This window comes from Devosia ginsengisoli (assembly GCF_007859655.1).
GTDB lineage: Bacteria > Pseudomonadota > Alphaproteobacteria > Rhizobiales > Devosiaceae > Devosia > Devosia ginsengisoli.
On sequence record NZ_CP042304.1, the window covers coordinates 469,879 to 488,005 of the forward strand.

General features: G+C 64.1%; 11 protein-coding genes and 2 pseudogenes. 11 read left to right on the forward strand and 2 right to left on the reverse strand.

Annotated features, from left to right (window positions below; genetic code table 11):
* Positions 1–33: 33 nt before the first annotated feature.
* Positions 34–1,701: an NAD+ synthase gene (locus tag FPZ08_RS02395; RefSeq protein WP_246132783.1), complete on the forward strand. Its 1,668-nt coding sequence runs from the start codon at positions 34–36 to the stop codon at positions 1,699–1,701.
* The gene (gltX, locus tag FPZ08_RS02400) at positions 1,698–3,023 is read left to right on the forward strand and encodes a glutamate--tRNA ligase (protein ID WP_146288507.1); all 1,326 of its coding nucleotides are present in this window, start codon (positions 1,698–1,700) and stop codon (positions 3,021–3,023) included. The genes FPZ08_RS02395 and gltX overlap by 4 nt, the downstream gene beginning before the upstream one ends.
* Here gltX and FPZ08_RS02405 read toward each other — a convergent pair.
* Positions 2,968–4,122 (reverse strand): DUF2865 domain-containing protein, encoded by a 1,155-nt coding sequence (locus FPZ08_RS02405; RefSeq protein ID WP_146288508.1) that lies wholly within the window; start codon positions 4,120–4,122, stop codon positions 2,968–2,970. The genes gltX and FPZ08_RS02405 overlap by 56 nt on opposite strands.
* 145 nt (positions 4,123–4,267) lie before the next feature.
* Between FPZ08_RS02405 and FPZ08_RS02410 the strand changes: the two genes are divergently transcribed.
* From FPZ08_RS02410 to FPZ08_RS02450, 9 genes and pseudogenes are all read left to right on the forward strand, one after another.
* Positions 4,268–5,269, forward strand: coding sequence for a fumarylacetoacetate hydrolase family protein (locus tag FPZ08_RS02410; RefSeq protein WP_146288509.1), 1,002 nt, complete (start codon positions 4,268–4,270; stop codon positions 5,267–5,269).
* A 454-nt stretch (positions 5,270–5,723) separates the two neighbouring features.
* Positions 5,724–6,872: pseudogene (gene cysS, locus FPZ08_RS02415) on the forward strand (cysteine--tRNA ligase); the annotation flags it as partial.
* A 147-nt stretch (positions 6,873–7,019) separates the two neighbouring features.
* Positions 7,020–7,361 carry a CysS/YqeB C-terminal domain-containing protein gene (locus FPZ08_RS22960; RefSeq protein WP_425457589.1) on the forward strand — a complete coding sequence of 114 codons (342 nt, stop codon included), beginning with the start codon at positions 7,020–7,022 and terminating at the stop codon, positions 7,359–7,361.
* Positions 7,362–7,520: 159 nt separating this feature from the next.
* On the forward strand, positions 7,521–7,907 hold the full coding sequence (locus FPZ08_RS02420) for an endonuclease domain-containing protein (RefSeq protein WP_146288511.1): 387 nt from the start codon (positions 7,521–7,523) through the stop codon (positions 7,905–7,907).
* Positions 7,907–8,401 (forward strand): GFA family protein, encoded by a 495-nt coding sequence (locus tag FPZ08_RS02425; RefSeq protein WP_146288512.1) that lies wholly within the window; start codon positions 7,907–7,909, stop codon positions 8,399–8,401. The genes FPZ08_RS02420 and FPZ08_RS02425 overlap by 1 nt, the downstream gene beginning before the upstream one ends.
* Before the next feature lie 4 nt (positions 8,402–8,405).
* Positions 8,406–10,021: pseudogene (cimA, locus tag FPZ08_RS02430) on the forward strand (citramalate synthase).
* Between the two features lie 129 nt (positions 10,022–10,150).
* Positions 10,151–11,974 carry a LysM peptidoglycan-binding domain-containing protein gene (locus tag FPZ08_RS22565; protein ID WP_281285660.1) on the forward strand — a complete coding sequence of 608 codons (1,824 nt, stop codon included), beginning with the start codon at positions 10,151–10,153 and terminating at the stop codon, positions 11,972–11,974.
* 72 nt (positions 11,975–12,046) lie between these two features.
* Entirely contained in the window at positions 12,047–12,391 is a 345-nt protein-coding gene (locus FPZ08_RS02445; RefSeq protein ID WP_146288513.1) for an ArsR/SmtB family transcription factor, read from the forward strand.
* The gene (locus tag FPZ08_RS02450) at positions 12,391–14,286 is read left to right on the forward strand and encodes an ABCB family ABC transporter ATP-binding protein/permease (protein WP_146288514.1); all 1,896 of its coding nucleotides are present in this window, start codon (positions 12,391–12,393) and stop codon (positions 14,284–14,286) included. The genes FPZ08_RS02445 and FPZ08_RS02450 overlap by 1 nt, the downstream gene beginning before the upstream one ends.
* Before the next feature lie 504 nt (positions 14,287–14,790).
* Here FPZ08_RS02450 and FPZ08_RS02455 read toward each other — a convergent pair.
* The gene (locus tag FPZ08_RS02455; protein ID WP_146288515.1) at positions 14,791–18,126 is read right to left on the reverse strand and encodes an efflux RND transporter permease subunit; all 3,336 of its coding nucleotides are present in this window, start codon (positions 18,124–18,126) and stop codon (positions 14,791–14,793) included.
* Position 18,127: the final 1 nt, after the last annotated feature.

Below are 18,127 nucleotides of genomic sequence, written 5' to 3' on the forward strand. Positions count from 1 at the left end.
CGTAGTTTTCGCCCACCACAGTCAGGCCCTCCCGTGACAGACCGCCTCCGTATTGCGCTCGCCCAGCTCAATCCCAAGGTTGGCGACATATCAGGCAATCTGGCGCTGGCCCGATCAGCGCTGTCGGATGCCGTCGCCGCCAAGGCCGATATCCTCCTGCTGTCCGAACTGTTCCTTACCGGCTATTTCCCCGATGACCTGCTGTTCAAGCCCAAATTCGTCGCCGACGCCATGCAGGCCGCACGCGACCTCGTGGCCGACACAGCCGGCACCGATGTCGTCCTCGTCCTCCCCACCGTCTGGCTGGAAAAGACGGGCCTGCACAATGCCGTCCTCGTCGCCGAAAACGGTCAGATCATCGCGACACGTCTCAAGCGCGAATTGCCCAATTCCGATGTTTTCTACGAAAAGCGCTATTTCGTCGCCGGCCCGCTGGCCGACCCGGTGATCATCAAGGGTGTCCCCATCGGCATCCCGATCTGCGAAGACATCTGGCACGCTTCGGTCTGCGAGCACCTCGCCATGCGTGGCGCCGAAATCATGCTCTGCCCCAATGGCTCGCCCTACTGGACCAGCAAGCAGCATGTCCGTAAGGACCTCGTCCGCGCCCGCACCGCCGAAGACGATGTGCCCATGCTCTATCTCAATCAGGTCGGCGGCCAGGACGAACTGGTCTTCGACGGCGCCTCCTTCGGCATGGAGCCCGGCAACAAGCTGGTCTTCCAGGGCAAGTCCTTCGAGACCGATTTCATCGTCTCCGACTGGACGCGTGGCGACAATGGCTGGACCTGTGCCAGCGGCGAAGTCACCGAACTCACCACGACCGACGAAGCCCCCTGGCTCGCCTGCGTGCTCGGCCTGCGCGACTACGTCCACAAGAACGGCTTCAAGCAGGCGGTGCTCAACCTGTCGGGCGGCATCGACAGCGCCGTTGTCGCGGCCATGGCGGTGGATGCCCTTGGCGCGGACAATGTCCACTGCATCATGCAGCCTTACCAGTACACGTCCGAAGAGAGCATCAAGGATGCCAGGGAGTGCGCCGAGCGTCTGGGTGTTCGCTACGACGTGGTGTCGATCCAGGACCCGGTCGATAGCGCGCTGGCAAACCTCGCCCCCATTTTCGGCGATCGTCCGCTCGATCTGACCGAGGAAAACATCCAGTCCCGCATGCGCGGACTGCTGATGATGGCCGTTTCCAACAAGCTCGGCTCCCTGCCGCTCACCACAGGCAACAAGTCCGAAATGGCCGTCGGCTACGCCACCATCTATGGCGACATGAATGGCGGCTACAATCCGCTCAAGGACATGTTCAAGATGGAGGTCTATCGCCTCGCCGCCTGGCGCAACAGCCACGTCCCCGGCGATTGCCTTGGTCCCTCGGGCGAAGTCATCCCCGTCGCCATCATCGCCAAGGCCCCATCGGCCGAACTGCGCCCCGACCAGACCGATCAAGACAGCCTGCCGCCCTATCCGGTGCTCGACGCCATCCTCAAGGGGATCGTCGAAGACGAGCTCTCCATCGCCGAGATCGTCGCCCAGGGCCACGATCAGGCCTTGGTCGAGCGCATCGAACGCCTGCTCAACATTGCCGAATACAAGCGCCGCCAGGCCGCGCCGGGTCCCAAGCTCACCGTCAAGGCCTTCGGCCTCGGCCGCCGCTACCCCATCACCAATGGCTACACAGACCGGGTGATCGGATGACTGTTGTTCGCTGGGCGCCGTCCCCCACCGGCCGCATCCATCTCGGCAATGCCCGCCCGGCTTTGCTCAACTGGTTCTATGCCCGCCGCCACGGCGGCACCTACATCCTGCGCATGGACGATACCGACCATGCCCGATCCACCCGCGAATTTGCCGATGGCATCGAACGCGATCTCGCCTGGCTCGGCATCACGCCCGACCTGCTGGTCCGCCAGTCCGACCGCACCGCCCTCCACGATGCCGCCCGTACCCGGCTCATCGCCGCCGGCCGCCTCTATCCCTGCTACGAAACCGAGGAAGAGCTGGACCGCAAGCGCGCCCGCGCCCGCCTGCTCAACAAGCCCCCCATCTACGACCGGTCGGCCCTCAGCCTCACCGCCGAAGACCGCGCCCGCCTCGAAGCCGAAGGCCGCAAGCCCCATTGGCGCTTCAGGCTCGATGGCCGCCCGGTCCATTTCGAAGACCTCATCAAGGGCCCGCAGACCGTCAACACCGCCTCCATGTCCGACCCGGTCCTGGTGCGCGAAGACGGCTCCTACCTCTATACGCTGCCATCAGTGGTAGACGATATCGACCTCGGCATCACCCACGTCATCCGTGGCGAGGACCACGTCTCCAATACCGGCACCCAGATCGAGATTTTCGAGGCCCTCGGCGGCGCCGTTCCCACCTTCGGCCACCACAACCTTCTTACGGACGCCGAAGGGCAGGGCTTTTCCAAGCGCCTCGGCAGCCAGTCCATCAGCGATTTCCGCGACCAGGGTTACGAGCCCATGGCCATAGCCATCATGGCCAGCCTCACCGGCACCAGCCTGCCCATCGAGACCTACGAAACCCTGGACGAAATCGCCAACCGGCTCGATTTCTCCATGGTCTCGCATGGCGCCGCCCGCTTCGATCCCGCCGAACTCGACAGCCTCAACGCCCGCGTGCTCCACGCCTTGCCCTATGAAGGCGCCGCGGCGCGTCTCTCCGCCATGGGTCTCGAAGGCGAAGCCATGTGGCTGCTGCTGCGCGACAACCTGCGCAAATTCGCCGATATCGCCGAATGGGCAAAACTGGTCACCGGCCCCATAGAGCCGGTCATGGCGGACGAGGACCGCGACTTCCTCGCCCTCGCCAAGGCCATGCTGCCGCCGGAGCCATGGGACGAAACCACCTGGAGCCAGTGGACCGACGCGCTCAAGTCAGCCACCGGCCGCAAGGGCAAGGCCCTGTTCCTGCCGCTGCGCCTGGCGCTGACCGGCCGTCACGACGGCCCCGAGCTTAAGTCCCTGCTCCCGTTGGTTGGGCGTAAGGCGTGTCTGGACCGACTACCCTGACCACCTTGTTGCCGAACTGCACCAGCCGCAATTCGGTCTCCGTCGCCGCCTGAACCGGCCGCGTCACCGGCGTTTCGCCCGGACCGGCCGGGCGTGGGCGGGGCAGGGGCACATCCACCAGCGTAGCCGTCTCCAGCGGCGCTTCGATCGGCGCCTGCACCGGCGCCACCCCGCGCGGGTCGCGCAGCGGCAGCGGGAAGGTCACCCCCTCCACCTCGATCATCGTCCGGCTCGAGCCATCGGCCCGCTCCGCCACGGTCATCCTGCCATCGGTCTGCGGCGCCACCTTGCAGCTCGCCGAAGGGCTGGTGTCGAGCGCATCGCGATAGGCAAACGCGGTCGGCAGCGCCGTATAGGGCTGGCCATACTGGTTGCGCATCTGCTCGGGCTCCTGGCCCGGATTATCGTAGAAATACAGCTCCACCGCCGTGGTCGGACAGCTCTGCTGGCAGGTCATCGCGTCATTGCTGACATAGTCGGGCAGGGTGGAATAGCTGATCGGCCAGAAATAGCCGTCGCTCAGCCGCACGCATACGGTCCGCACCGTCTGGTAGCCCTGATAGCCCCAATAGCCGCCGCTATCCACCATCTGCCCGTCGGTGAAGTCCCCCTCCGACGTCGTGCCGAAAATGCGGTCGAAAACCGACTGGCGCTCATTGGTGAAGGTCGCGCTCGACCCCTGGTTCGTGCCGCAGCCGAACCGCGCCATTTCCTGCAAAATGGCTTCGCGCTGGGCGCCCACCGCATTGGCTGTGTCGACCTGCTGGGCCACGCTGGCGGCCACGTCGCGCAGCCGCAGCACTTCGCGCCCGATCTGCTGGCATTGCGGCGTCAGCCTGATGCCCGCCTTGGCGGCATCATTGCATCCGTCGCGCACATAGCGGCTTTCCATCGCCTGCACATCGCGCTGCGCCTGCCGCGCCGCCTGCGAATTGCCGCCCATCTGCTGATAGGACGAATTGCCGTCGAACTGCCGCAACGCCGCTTCGAGCTGCCGGCATTGCGCGGCCTGCGCATAGGCCACGTTGACGTCAAGCAACACGCAGATCACAGCCAGCACCGTCAATATCAGGGCGCGCGCGCCGTTCCTGGCCAACAAGCTCGGTCAATCCTCTTCATGGGGCGCGCCGCGCGCCCAATTCATCCGCCCTTAAGACAACGCTAGGACCGATTGCAACATTATAGTGCGGTGACGGCGTTGTGGTAGCGCCGCAAGGCCACACGTTTGCGAGAATGCATCCCCGATGAAGCTAGCCACGCTCAGAAATAACCGCCCCGATGGCCAGCTCGTCGTGCTCTCCGCCGACAGCACCCGCTTCGTCTCCGCCACCCGCATCGCGCCCACTTTGCAGGCCGCCCTCGATGACTGGACCGCCCATGCGCCGGCCCTTTCCGCCCTTGCCGCCCAGCTCGATGCCGGCGCCATAGCCGGCCAGGTCTTCGATCCCGCCCAGGCCCTGGCGCCCCTGCCGCGCGCCTATCAGTGGATCGATGGCTCGGGCTATCTCAATCATCTCGAACGCGTCCGCACCCTCAAGGGCAGCAAGGACGAAGAACTGCAATCCACCCGTCCGCTGCTCTATCAGGGCGGCTCCGATTCGCTGCTCGCGCCCACAGATCCCATCCGCGTCACCGATCCCGATCTCGCCCTCGATTTCGAGGCCGAAGCGGCCGTCATCATCGGCCCGGTCCCCATGGGCGCCACCAAGGCCCAGGCATCATCAGCCATCCGCCTCGTCACCGTCTGCAACGACATTTCCTTGCGCCGTCTCGTGGCCGATGACCTGCAGAACGGCTTCGGCTTCTTCCACGCCAAGCCCTCCACCAGCTTCGCTCCCATCGTCGCCACGCCCGAAAGCCTCGGCACCGCCTGGCGCGACAATCGCCTGCACCTGCCCGTGCGCATCGAGGTCAACGGCAATCTCTACGGCCAGCCCAATGCCGGCACCGACATGCATTTCGATTTCGCCGACCTCATCGTCGAAGCCGCCCGCACCCGCCCGCTCGCCGCGGGCACCATTATCGGCGGCGGTACCATTTCCAACAGCCACGACGAGACCCTGCCCATCAAGCGCGACGGCATCGGCTTCGCCTGCATCGCCGAGGCCCGCACCGTCGAAAAGCTGAAATACGGCCGCGCCCGAACCCCCTTCCTCAAGCCCGGCGACGTGATCCGCATCGGCGCCCTCTCCCCCAACGGCCAATCCACCTTCGGCGACATGGTGCAGACAGTCACGCTGGTCTGAGGCCGGTTCTTGCTCGCCCTCTCCCCTTGAGGGAGAGGGTGGAAATCCGCGTTCAACGGATTTCCGGGTGAGGGGTCCTGCGCTGGCCCATGCTTCAATGCTCGTGGAAGAAACCCCTCATCCGCCCTTCGGGCACCTTCTCCCTCAAGGGGAGAAGGCAAGAGCCCAGGCATCGGAGATAAATACCTCGGGGGAGGGGGTGTCGGAGCGGCGGCACACCGGGTCGGTCAAATCACCCCGTCTTCAGCACAACCACTCCATTTCCTTTTCGGCTTGCTTTCCGCCCGCGCTCCGGTCAATCTCCCCGCCCATGAAGACCGGCATCATTCTGATTAACCGCTGCATTATTACCTGCTAACCACTGGTTGGCGGCGCGGTCTTCTTCATCCTGATTTTCTGATACCCGAAGAGCCGTACGCCAGCGCAACTCCGCATGGCCAGGATACGGACGCCTATGACAACGCCGCAGCTTTCCCTCTACAACACGCTCACCCGCACCAGGGAGGCTTTCACGCCCCTCGATGCGAACAATGTGCGCATGTATGTCTGCGGCCCCACGGTCTATGACTTCGCCCATATCGGCAATGCCCGCCCGGTCATCGTCTTCGACCTGCTGTTCCGCCTGCTGCGCCATGTCTACGGCGCCACCCACGTCACCTATGCCCGCAACATCACCGACGTCGATGACAAGATCAACGCCCGCGCCTTGCGCGATTTCCCCGATCTGCCGCTCAACGAGGCCATCCGCCGCGTCACGGAAAAGACCGAAGCCCAGTTCCTGTCCGACGCCAAGGCTCTCGGCGCACTCGATCCCACCATCCAGCCTCGCGCCACCGACAATATCGCCGAAATGCAGGCCCTGATCGGCAGCCTCATCCAACGCAATCACGCCTATAACGCTGCTGGCGAAGTCCTGTTCGACGTCAAGTCCATGCCCGATTACGGCCAACTCTCCGGCCGCAATCTCGAAGACAATCTTGCCGGCGCCCGCATCGCTGTCGAAGCGCACAAGAAGAACCCCGCCGATTTCGTGCTCTGGAAACAGTCCGCCGCCACCGAACCCGGCTGGGACAGCCCCTGGGGCCGCGGCCGCCCCGGCTGGCATATCGAATGCTCGGCCATGTCCGAGCGCTATCTCGGCCAGACCTTCGACATCCATGGCGGCGGGCTCGATCTCATCTTCCCGCACCACGAAAACGAGATCGCCCAGTCCCGCTGCGCCCACGGCACCCATGCCATGGCCAATATCTGGATGCATAATGGCTTCCTGCAGGTCGAAGGCCAGAAGATGAGCAAGAGCCTGGGCAATTTCGTCACCATCAACCAGTTGCTTCGCACGAGCAAATTTGGTGGCCGACGCTGGCCCGGTAGCGTGCTTCGACTGGCCATGCTTATGACGCACTATCGCGAGCCAATAGACTTCTCCACGCGCCGGCTGCACGAAGCAGAGTCGAAACTGCTTAAGTGGCAGGATTTTGCATCTGACCGGACCTATCGAGTTGCGTCACGAGACGTCTTTGATCGTTTTGTTCGCATTCTCGAAGATGATCTCGATACAGTTGGTGCGTTCTCCTATTTGGACCGTGTCGTCAAAGGAGAAGACGAGCGAAAGGGTCACCGTGCCGCGGTAAACAAGATACTGAAGTTCATGGGCCTTCCTGGTGCTGAGAGCAAAGCAACAAAAATAGCCCGCTCTCTTAGGACTATGGATGGTTTAGTCGCAACTTTGAAAAAAAGCGGCTGGAGCGACATGTTTCATGATCTTTCAAAGGGAGGTCGTTTTAGGTCGGGGGAGATTAAGCCCGAAGCAGAGATTGTTGGGCGACTTGACCGCTTGGTTGCAGCTTATGCGGCGGCTCGACCGAAACATCTCGCACTTCCAGACGATGTTTTGTCTGAGCTGAGCTTGCTCGAGACGGCAACGCTGGACCCCATCGAAGCTGCCATTGCCGCCCGCCTCGAAGCGCTCAACAACAAGGACTTCGCCAAAGCCGACGCCATCCGCAACGAGCTGTCCGAGCAGGGCATCTCCCTGATGGACTACAAGGACGAGCAGGGTCAGCGCGCGACGAAATGGGAGATGAAGCGGTGAGCGCAGTACCTGCGGAACCAGCCCCTCACCCGTCTCGGCCTCCGGCCGATCCACCCCTCTCCCTCAAGGGGAGAGGGAAACACCGCGCTTGCGGCAAACACGGAGTCCCCTTCTCCCCTTGAGGGAGAAGGTGCCCGAAGGGCGGATGAGGGGTCTGCGATGCACAAGCGAGCGCGGACCGATTGGCGAACCGCCAAAACCCCTCACTTGCGAACCTTTGCCAAGACAATGCGGCACGCGCCGACCGAAGCCGAACAAAAGCTGGGGCTGCTCCTGCGCAATCGCCGTTTCGTCGGCTACAAGTTTCGCCGGCAACTGCCCGTCGGCCAGTACATTGTCGATTTTGCGTGCCTGTCTGCCAAACTGATCGTCGAAGCCGACGGCTCCCAGCACGCCGAGTCCGCGACCGACGTCACGCGTGACGCCTACCTTCGGTCGCAAGGCTTCCGCCTCCTCCGTCTCCGCAACGATCACATCGTCACCCGCCCCGACGACATCCTCGATGTTATCTGGACCGCGCTTCACGCAACACCGGAGACCCCCTGATGGACCGCTACGCCATGCAAGTCAGCGGCGGCTGCCAATGTGGCGCCGTGCGCTATCACGCCACCGAAATGTTCGATAACGCCCATATCTGCCACTGCCGCATGTGCCAGAAGGCCGTCGGCAACATCTTCGCCGCCCTGGTCGCTGCCCCGCGCGAGGTCATCACCTGGACGCGCGGCACCCCGGCGCGCTTTCGCAGTTCCGAACATGTCGACCGTGGCTATTGCCGCGATTGCGGCACGCCGCTCTTCTACGACAATACCGAGGGCAACCGGGTCAATTTCACCATCGGCTCGCTCGATCATCCCGAGCTGTTCCCGCCCCATGCCAATACCGGCAATGAAGGCCGCGTCCCCTGGTTCGATACGCTGACATCGATCGAAAACGGCGGCGAGACCGAGACCGGCCAGGAAGACTGGGCCTCGGCCATCAAATCCACCAATCACCAGCATCCCGACCACGACACGGCCGTCTGGCCGCCGAAGTCCGAGTAAGACCATGTCCAAAGAACGCCTCTACCTCTTCGACACCACCCTGCGCGATGGCGCGCAGACGGCTGGCATCGAGTTCTCCCTCGAGGACAAGATTTCCATTTGCCGCCTGCTCGAGGAATTGGGCGTCGATTATGTCGAAGGCGGCTATCCCGGCGCCAACCCGGTCGATACCGAATTTTTCGATCGCAAGCGCACCGGCAAGGCGAAATTCACCGCCTTCGGCATGACCAAAGGGCAGGGCGCTCCGCCGCCAACGATCCGGGTGTGCAGGCTCTGGTCAATTCGGCGGCCGACGCCACCTGCTTTGTCGCCAAGACCTGGGATCACCAGGTCAAGGTCGCGCTCGAAATCACGCTGGAGGAAAATCTCGACAATCTCCGCGACACCGTCGCCACCGCAGTCGCCTCGGGCAAGGAAGCGCTGATCGATTGCGAGCACTTCTTCGATGGCTTCAAGGCCAATCCCGATTATGCCCTGTCCTGCGTCAAGGCCGCCCTCGATGCCGGCGCCCGCTGGGTCGTTCTCTGCGACACCAATGGCGGCACGATGCCCTCCGAGGTGACCGCTATTGTTAACAGTGTGCTGTCAATAGCGCCGGGGTCGCGATTGGGAATCCACGCCCATGACGATACCGGCCAGGCCGTCGCCAATACCCTGGCCGCGGTCGATGCCGGCGTCCGCCAGGTCCAGGGCACGCTCAACGGCATCGGCGAGCGCTGCGGCAACGCCAATCTGGTCACACTTATCCCCACCCTGGTTTTGAAGCCGTATTATGCCGAACGGTTCGAAACCGGCATCGACGCCACACGCCTCACGCGCCTGACGCAGCTGTCGCGCGCCTTCGACGACCGGCTCAATCGCGCCCCCGCACGGCAGGCGCCCTATGTCGGCGCCTCGGCCTTCGCCACCAAGGCCGGCATCCACGCCTCGGCTCTGCTCAAGGACTTTTCGTCCTACGAGCATGTCCCGCCCGAAAGTGTCGGCAATGAACGCTCCATCATGGTCAGCCAGCAGGCCGGCAAGTCCAACCTGCTGACCGCCCTCGCCCGTCACGGCATCGAACTGGCCAAGGATGACCGGCGCTTGGAAAAGCTCCTCGCCACCGTCAAGGAACGCGAATCGCGCGGCTATTCCTACGACGGCGCCGACGCATCCTTCGCCATTCTGGCCCGCGAAGTCCTGGGCACGCTGCCCAGCTTCTTCACCGTCGAGAACTACCGCGCCAGCGTCGAACGCCGCCACAATGCTCAGGGCGAGGAAATCACCGTCACCGAAGCGGTGGTGAAAATCCGCGTCGAGGGCGAATTGCTGATGTCCGTCGCCGAAGGCAACGGGCCGGTAAACGCCCTAGATCTGGCCATGCGCAAGGACCTGGGCAAGTATTCGAGCCGCATCGAGGACCTCGAACTGGTCGACTTCAAGGTGCGTATCCTGGACGGCGGCACGGGCGCGGTCACCCGTGTACTGGTCGAAAGCCGCGACGGCACCGGCGAGCGCTGGTTCACCATCGGTGTTTCGCCCAACATCATTGATGCCTCCTTTGAAGCTCTATATGAATCGATCACATATAAGCTGTTGAAGACAGAAGCGGCGCTGGGGACGACAGAGAAAGTGGCTTAACCGGGTAGTCCGTCCGCGCGGACGACTGCCACAATCGTCCTGGAGGACAAACTGGCCGAAACCGCTCCGAAAAAACCACTTGCGCTCACCATCGGGGCAGCGGCGGTTACCCTCGTTGTCATCATCGGTGTGCTGGCAGGTCCGTCCGTCGTCAATTGCTTCAATTCCGAAGACGGCATGGGCATGTGCCTGCGCGGCAAGATGACCGAAGCCGGCATTCTGCCCGCTCCGGCCCCCGTCGCCACCGCCGAGGCCGAAGCGCCCGCGCCCGAACAGGCCGCCGTGGTAGAGCCGGCCATCGCCGAGCCTGCCCTCGACGTAACGCCGGCCCCCGAAGTTCCGGACGATCTGATCGCCGCCACGTTCGGCCTGCTCCGTGCCGAGCCCGACGGCTCCGTGGTCATCGCCGGCAGCGGCACGCCAGGCACCGAGATCGAGGTCTATTCGGGCGAATCCCTGCTCGGCAAGGCCACGGTCGAATCCAGCGGCGACTGGGTGCTCGTGCCCGATGCACCGATCGCCCCCGGCGGTACCGAGATCACTCTGGCCGAAGTCGGCAAGACCGGCCGCGCCGCCCAGTCCTTCGTCGTCGTCATCAACGACGACAAGACCAGCGAGCCGCTGGTCGTCGCCAGCACCCCCGGCGCCGCCAGCGAAGTGCTGCAGGGCCTCGACCGCCCCGGTTCCGACACCACGACCCAGCTTGCCGCCGCCGATCCGGTCACGCCGCCCGCAGCGCCAGCCCCGGCGGCGACACCAGCGCCGACGGCCCCCACTGCCGAGACACCCGCTGCCGCCGCCACCCCGGCCGCGCCCGCGGCGCCTGCACCGACCGCGACGCCGCCTGAGGCAACCGCAACGCCTGCGGCCGAGCCCGCACCAACTTCGGAACCTGCACCCGCGTCGATTGAACCGGCCCCTGCGGCAACACCCGCTGCGCCGGCTCCCGCCGAACCCGCGCCCGTGGCAGAGCCAACCACCGCTCCGCCTGCGCCGGCTCAACCAGCGGCACCCGCACCTGCGCCCGCCGAACCGGCCCCAGCCACGGAACCTGCCATCGCCGCCACCGAGCCACCAGCCACGCCGCCAGCCGAGCAGCCTGCCACATCGGTGGCCGTCGCCGACCCGGTCGCTCCGGCGCCGGCGCCTGCCGCTCCCACCGTTGCCAGCGTGCCCCCCACTATCGATGCCATCGAGATCGAGGGCGACCGCACCTTCTTTGCCGGCGCCGGCACGGAAGGCGCCACCATGCGCCTCTATGTCGACGATGCCTTCATCGCCGACGCCACCGTGGCCGACGGCCGCTGGCTGGTCGAGGCCGGCAAGGTGCTGACCCAGTCCGAACAGCGCGTCCGCATCGACATGCTGCAGCCCGGCAGCGCCACTGTTGCCGCCCGCTCCGAAGTCGATTTCGTCGTAGACCTGCCCGCCGAAGCGGCCCCCACCGCCGTCGCCGAAGCGCCGGCTCCCGCCCAGCCCGCTGCAGCGCCCACTCCTGCGCCCGCTGAACCCGCCCCGGCAGCCGAACCGGCTCCCGCCGCCCAGCCTCAGCCGGCAGCGGCCGCCCCGGAACCCGCTGTAACCGCCCCGGCTGAGCCCGCGGTCGAACCGGCGCCCACGGCTGAACCAGCACCTGCCGCCGAACCAGCCCCAGCCGCCGAGCCCGCCGCGCCCGCGGCTGAACCGGCCCCTGCGCCAGCGGCTGAGCCGGCTCCCGCACCCGCCGCCGAACCGGCCGTGCCGACCCTCGTCGCCGTGGCCGTCGGTGGTCCCGATGCCGAGCGCTTCGCCTCCGGCAAGGCCATCATCCGTCGCGGTGACAACCTCTGGACTATTGCCCGCCGCGTCTATGGCGAGGGCATAAAATACACCACCATCTACGACGCCAATTCCGGCCAAATTCGCGATCCCGACCGGATTTACCCCGGCCAGGTGTTCGAATTGCCCAACTAAACTTTGCACAAAATGGCCCGCCCTCCGGCGGGCCATTGATTATTTGTGCGGAAGACCCCATTTTATCGCCAAATGACGATTAAACACAGCGAAGCCATGCGCGACGACGATATTGCGATCATCATGCGAGCGATGGGCCACCCCGTGCGGCTCAACATCCTGCGCATCCTGGCCCGGCAGGAGCGCGGCGAGTGTTGCTGCGCCGACGTCACCGACGAGCTGACCCTGGCCCAGTCCACCGTATCCCAGCACATCAAGGTACTGCTCGATGCCGGCCTCATCGAGCGCAAGCCGCGCGGCACGCGCAATTGTTACATCGTCCAGCATGACCGGTTGGCCGCCCTTGGCGACGCCTATTCCGGCATGATTGCGGGCTTCAGCCCCGCACCCACCAAACTGGAAGCGGAACCCGCCTGATGTCGTCTGACACCGCCGCGCCGAAACCGTCCGTGAGCGCGGACGAGGGATCGTTGTTCTCTACCGTTCGCAACCTGTGGTCCTATATGTGGCCCGCCGACCGCCCGGATTTGCGCCTGCGCGTCATCCTGGCCATCGGTGCCCTGCTGCTCAGCAAGGTCGCCACCACCCTCATTCCCTTCGCCTACAAGGGCATTATCGACAGCCTCGACGGATCGGCGCCCAATGGCGCGCTGATCCTCGGCCTCGCCGTGCCCATCGTGCTGGTCATCGCCTATGTCCTGGGCAACATCATCGATGCCGGCTTCCAGCAATTGCGCGACGTGCTGTTTGCCAGCGTCGGCCAGCATGCCGTGCGCAAGCTGGCTTTGCAGACCTTCCACCATCTCCATCGCCTGTCGTTGCGCTTCCATCTGGCGCGCCGCACCGGCGGGCTGAGCCGCGTCATCGAGCGCGGCACCAAGGGCATCGAAACCATCGTGCGTTTCGCCATGCTCAATATCGCGCCGACCATTGTCGAATTCGTCGTCACCGCCATCATCTTTGTCTGGATGTTCGGCATCACCTATCTCGGCGTGCTGGTGGTGATGATCTGGGGCTATCTCTATTTCACCATCAAGGCGTCGAACTGGCGGATATCCATCCGCCGCGACATGAACAATTCCGATACCGACGCCAACGGCAAGGCCATCGACAGCCTGCTGAACTATGAGACGGTCAAGTATTTCGCCAATGAGAAGATGGAGGCCGAGCGCTACGACACGTCCATGGCCGGCTACGAACGCTCCGCCATCCGCATCTGGACCTCGCTGGGTTTCCTCAATTTCGGCCAGGCCGTCATCTTCTATGCCGGCTTCCTCATCATCGCCATCATGGCCATTGTGGGCGTGATGAATCAGACGCTGACGCTGGGCGATTTCGTCCTGCTCAACACCTTCCTGATGCAGATCTACCGGCCGCTCAATTTCATCGGCTTCGTCTATCGCGAACTGCGCCAGGGCCTTACCGACATCGAGGAAATGTTCAAGCTGCTCGACCAGGATCCCGAGGTCCAGGACAAGCCGGATGCGCAGCCCTTGGCCATATCAGGCCCGGTCATCCGCTTCGACAATGTCAGCTTCCACTACGATCCCGAGCGCCCCATCCTCAAGGGCGTCAGCTTCGAAGTGCCCGCCGGCAAGACCGTCGCCATTGTCGGCCCCACCGGCGCCGGCAAGTCCACTATATCGCGGCTGCTCTACCGCTTTTACGATGTCAGCGGTGGCTCTATCACCATAGACGGGCAGGACCTGCGCGACGTCACCCAGGAAAGCCTGCGCTCCGCCATCGGCATGGTCCCGCAGGATACAGTGCTGTTCAACGACACGATCGGCTACAACATCGAATATGGCCGCCCCGGCGCCAGCGCCGAAGATGTGCGTGCCGCCGCCGCCATGGCCCAGGTCGGCCCCTTCATCGAAACCCTGCCCAAGGGCTACGACACCCCGGTCGGCGAACGCGGCCTCAAACTGTCCGGCGGCGAGAAGCAGCGCGTGGCCATCGCCCGCACCATCCTCAAGGCGCCCTCCATCCTCATCCTCGACGAGGCAACCTCGGCCCTCGACACCAAGACCGAGCGCGACATCCAGTCGGCCCTCGATGTCGTGTCGAAGAACCGCACCAGCGTCGTCATCGCCCACCGGCTGTCCACCGTCGTCAATGCCGACGAAATCCTGGTCCTGCGCGATGGCGTCGTCGCCGAACGCGGCAACCACGTGGCGCTGCTGGCCCATGACGGCCTCTACGCCCAGATGTGGAACCGCCAGCGCGAAGCCACCGAGGCCGAGGAACAGCTCCTGCGCACCGCCAACGACCCCGACGGCTTCGTCAAACGCGGCCTGCCAGCCGCCGAATAGGGCAGGGGCCTGGAGACCTCATGGTGAGCCTGTCGAACCAGAAGGTCGAGCGAGTGGAGCTTATTGTGCCACGCCTCGTGGTTCGACAAGCTCACCATGAGGCTACTGGAGCTTCAAGCGCGACGCGGTTCTAGTCCTCGTCGGACTCCGGGTGCTCTGCCTCGTATTTCGCTAGTGCCCGGTAGACCTGACCGCGTTCCACCACACTTCGCTTGAACAGCGCCGCGATGACCGGGTTTACGCTCGCCGGCGGGGCCGTAAGCAGAAAATCATAGAGGTCGGGCGACAGAATGATCGCAACGTCTCGCAACGTCTCGCCCGTCCTGCTGAACGCGAGTCGGGTTGTCCTCTAGCGATGCGATGACTTCGTCGAACTCTGCATTGATGGTTTCGACACTGATGGTCCGCATGGCCGCCTCCTCCAAAGAGATTGATCTGAAAGCTGCAAGAGCGCAAACAAAAAGGCCCGCATCGCTGCGAGCCTTTCCATTTCTCCGAACCAGCCTATTCGGCTGCTTCCGGCCGGCTGACCACGGTCACGCCGTTCTTTTCCTTTTCCACCAGCCCGGCATCCTTGCTGACGATGTAGCGCTTGGTGCTGTCGGCATCGTCGGGGATTTCCACGGCCATGCCGTCAAAGCCTGCCGGCACCGCCTGCGCTGCCCGGCCACGGCCGGTGGCGAAGCGCCCCAGCCGGCCGAACTGATGGCCGGCCCACTTGATCTGGCTCCACATCACGCTGGGCGCGGTGATCATCACCGGCACCATGACCAGGGTCAGGGCGGTCGAGAAGAACAGGCCCGAAACCAGCGCAGCCGAAAGGTGGATGAACCACGAACCGGCCAGGCCCCCGATCACCACCTCGCGGCGGATGAAGTCGAACTCGATATTCGCCCACATCGGGATCACGCCCAGAGCCGTCAGGAACGCGGTCAGCAGCACCGGCCGCACGCGCTGTGCGGCGGTAAGCAGCATCGCCTTGACCGGCTCGACATGCTGGTGCCGGTTATAGTCATTGTAGGTGTCGATCAGCACGATGCCGTTCTTCACCACAATGCCCGCCAGCGCCACGATGCCCAGCCCCGTCATGATGGCCGAGAAGCTCATCCCCGTTGCCAGCATGCCCAACAGCACGCCCGCCACCGACATGATGACCGTCGAGAGCGTCACCATCACCTGGTAGAAGCTGTTATATTCCAGCAGCAGGATGAAGAAGATCAGGAACATCGCCATGCCGAAGGCCTGGATGATGAACGCATTGGCGTCGCCCATCTGCTCTTCCGCGCCGCCATAGGCGATGGTCACCGTCTCGGGGAACGGCTGCTCGGCAATCCAGCTCTGCAGTTCGGCCACACGGTCGGCGGCATAGACGCCTTCCGGCAGGTCGGCCAGGCCCGCAGCGACGGGCATCTGGTAGACTTGGTTGCGCCGCTGGATGTTGGCGACCTTGGGCACAGCCGTCCGCTCGATGAAGTTGCTGACCGGGATCATGCCCTGCTGGGTGGCGATCCGCATCGAGTCGAGCGCATCGAATGTCCGCTCTTCCTCGGGCAGGCGCACCTTGATGTCGAGTTCCTTGCCGGTCTCGGCATCGCGATAGGTGCCCAGGTTCACGCCCGAGGTCACGAGCTGCACATAGGGCGCCAGCTCGCGCACACCGATGCCGTATTTGCCGGCCTCGTTGCGGTCGATGGTGATCTGCCAGTCGATGCCGGGGGAGGGGCGCCCGTCTTCGACGTCCACCGTGTTCGGCATGCTCTCGATATGCTCGCGGATCGCGGCCACGACAGGCACCAGGTCGTCGTAGTTCGTGCTTTCCACGCGCAGGTTGATGTCCTTGCCGGCCGGCGGGCCGTTCTCGGCTGCCAGCACCTGGATATCAAGGCCGGCAAAGCCCGCCACCCGCTCGCGAATATCGGCAAAGATTTCCTCGGCCTTGACGCGATTGTTGTAGTTGACGAGCTGCAACTGGAAATTGCCGATCGTGTCCGGCGGCATGGTGCCGAAGGCACCGGTCGAGCCGAACTGCATGATCACGTCCTGAATGCCGTGCACCTGCATGATCTCGTCGCCGATCTCGCTCATCATGTCGCGAATTTCTTCCGGCGAATAATTGCCGCGACCCACCACGGCTACCGTGGCGAATTCAGGCTCGGAAGCCGGGAAGGCCTCCGTACCGGTCGGATTGGCCACATAGGTGGCGAAGATGCCGATGATGATGGCAAAGCCCACCGCCAGTGTCGGCAGCGGCCAGTGCAGCAGGTGCTCCAGCGTCCGCACATAGATGCCGGTCAGGCCGCGGACCTTCTTGGAGTCGAACTTGTCCGCATACATCACGACGTCGGCGGCTTCCTTCTCCTTCTCGTCCACATGCGTGGAGGCGATGACCGCGCCGATGACAGGCATGAAGATCAGCGCCGAGATCAGCGAAGCGACCATGACGATGATCACGATCATCGGCAGGTAGCTCATGAACTTGCCGATAATGCCGGGCCAGAACAGCAACGGCACGAAGGCGCCGAGCGTCGTCGCGGTGGCGCCAACCACCGGCACGAACATCTTGCGCACCGCCAGGATGAAGGCTTCCTTCTTGGACACCCCTTCCTGCAGCTTTCGCTCGGCATATTCCACCACCACCACGGGGTCGTCGACGAGCACGCCCACCGCGATCACCAGGCCGAACATCACCATCATGTTGATGGTCATGCCCAGCGACTGGGCCACCAGGAATGCCATCATGAACGATAGCGGAATGGACATGCCGATCATGATCGCGGGGCGCACGCCAAGCGTCGCCACGCAGGTGATCAGCACCAGGGCCACGGCGGTCAGCACCGCTGCTTCGAGCGAGCGGAACAGCGACGTGGTCGTCTCTGCCTGGTCGAGGAAGAAGCTGTAATGCACGCCCGCCGGCCAATCCTTGGCCAGGGTTTCGGTCGTCGCCCGCACCTTGTCGGAGACGTCGATGATATTGGTGCCGAGCTTTTTGCTGACGCCCATGATCAGCGCCTGCGAGCCGTTCACCGTCGTATAGTCGGTGGCATCGGCCAGCGTGCGGGTGATCGTGGCGACGTCGCCGAAGGTCACGACGGTATTGCCGTCGGTCTTCAGCGGCAGCTCGAACACGTCCTGCGCATCGGTGATCAGGCCGGGAACTTCGATATTGAACGAGCCCTGGCCGGTATTGAGCGTACCGCCCGGCACCACCATGTTGTTCTTGGCCAGTGCGTCAAACAGCTGGCTGGCCGTCAGCCCATAGGCTTCCAGCCGCAGCAGGTCGATCCGCACTTCGAGGATTTCGTCACGGGCGCCCGAGAGCACGGCTTCGCGCACTTCGGCAATGCCTTCCAGGGCATCCTGCAGGTCCTCGGCGCGACGCACCAGTTCCTTTTCCGGCGCGCTGCCATAGACGGCCACCGAAATGATCGGCATGCCCACCAGGTCGATTTCCGCCACGACCGGATCGTCCGCATCGGTGGGGAGCTTGGACTTCAGGGCATCCATGCGGGCGCGGGTATCGGCCAGCGCCTGGTCCTTGTCGGTATTGATGTCGAATTCGAGGAACACCGAGGCATGCCCGGTGGTCGAGGTTGAACTGATATTCTGCAGCCCCGGCAGCGTCGCCAGCTCTTCTTCGGCCGGCTTCGCCAATAGGTTCTCGGCGTCTCGCGGGGAGACGCCGGTCTGGCTGATCGACACGTAGAGATACGGCACGTCGATGGCCGGGAAGCTCTCCTTGGGCAGCGACACATAGGCCGAAATGCCCGCCGCGAGCATGATGACCATGACCGTCAGGACGACACGCGGCATCCTGAGGATTTTGACGATGAAGTCGACCATG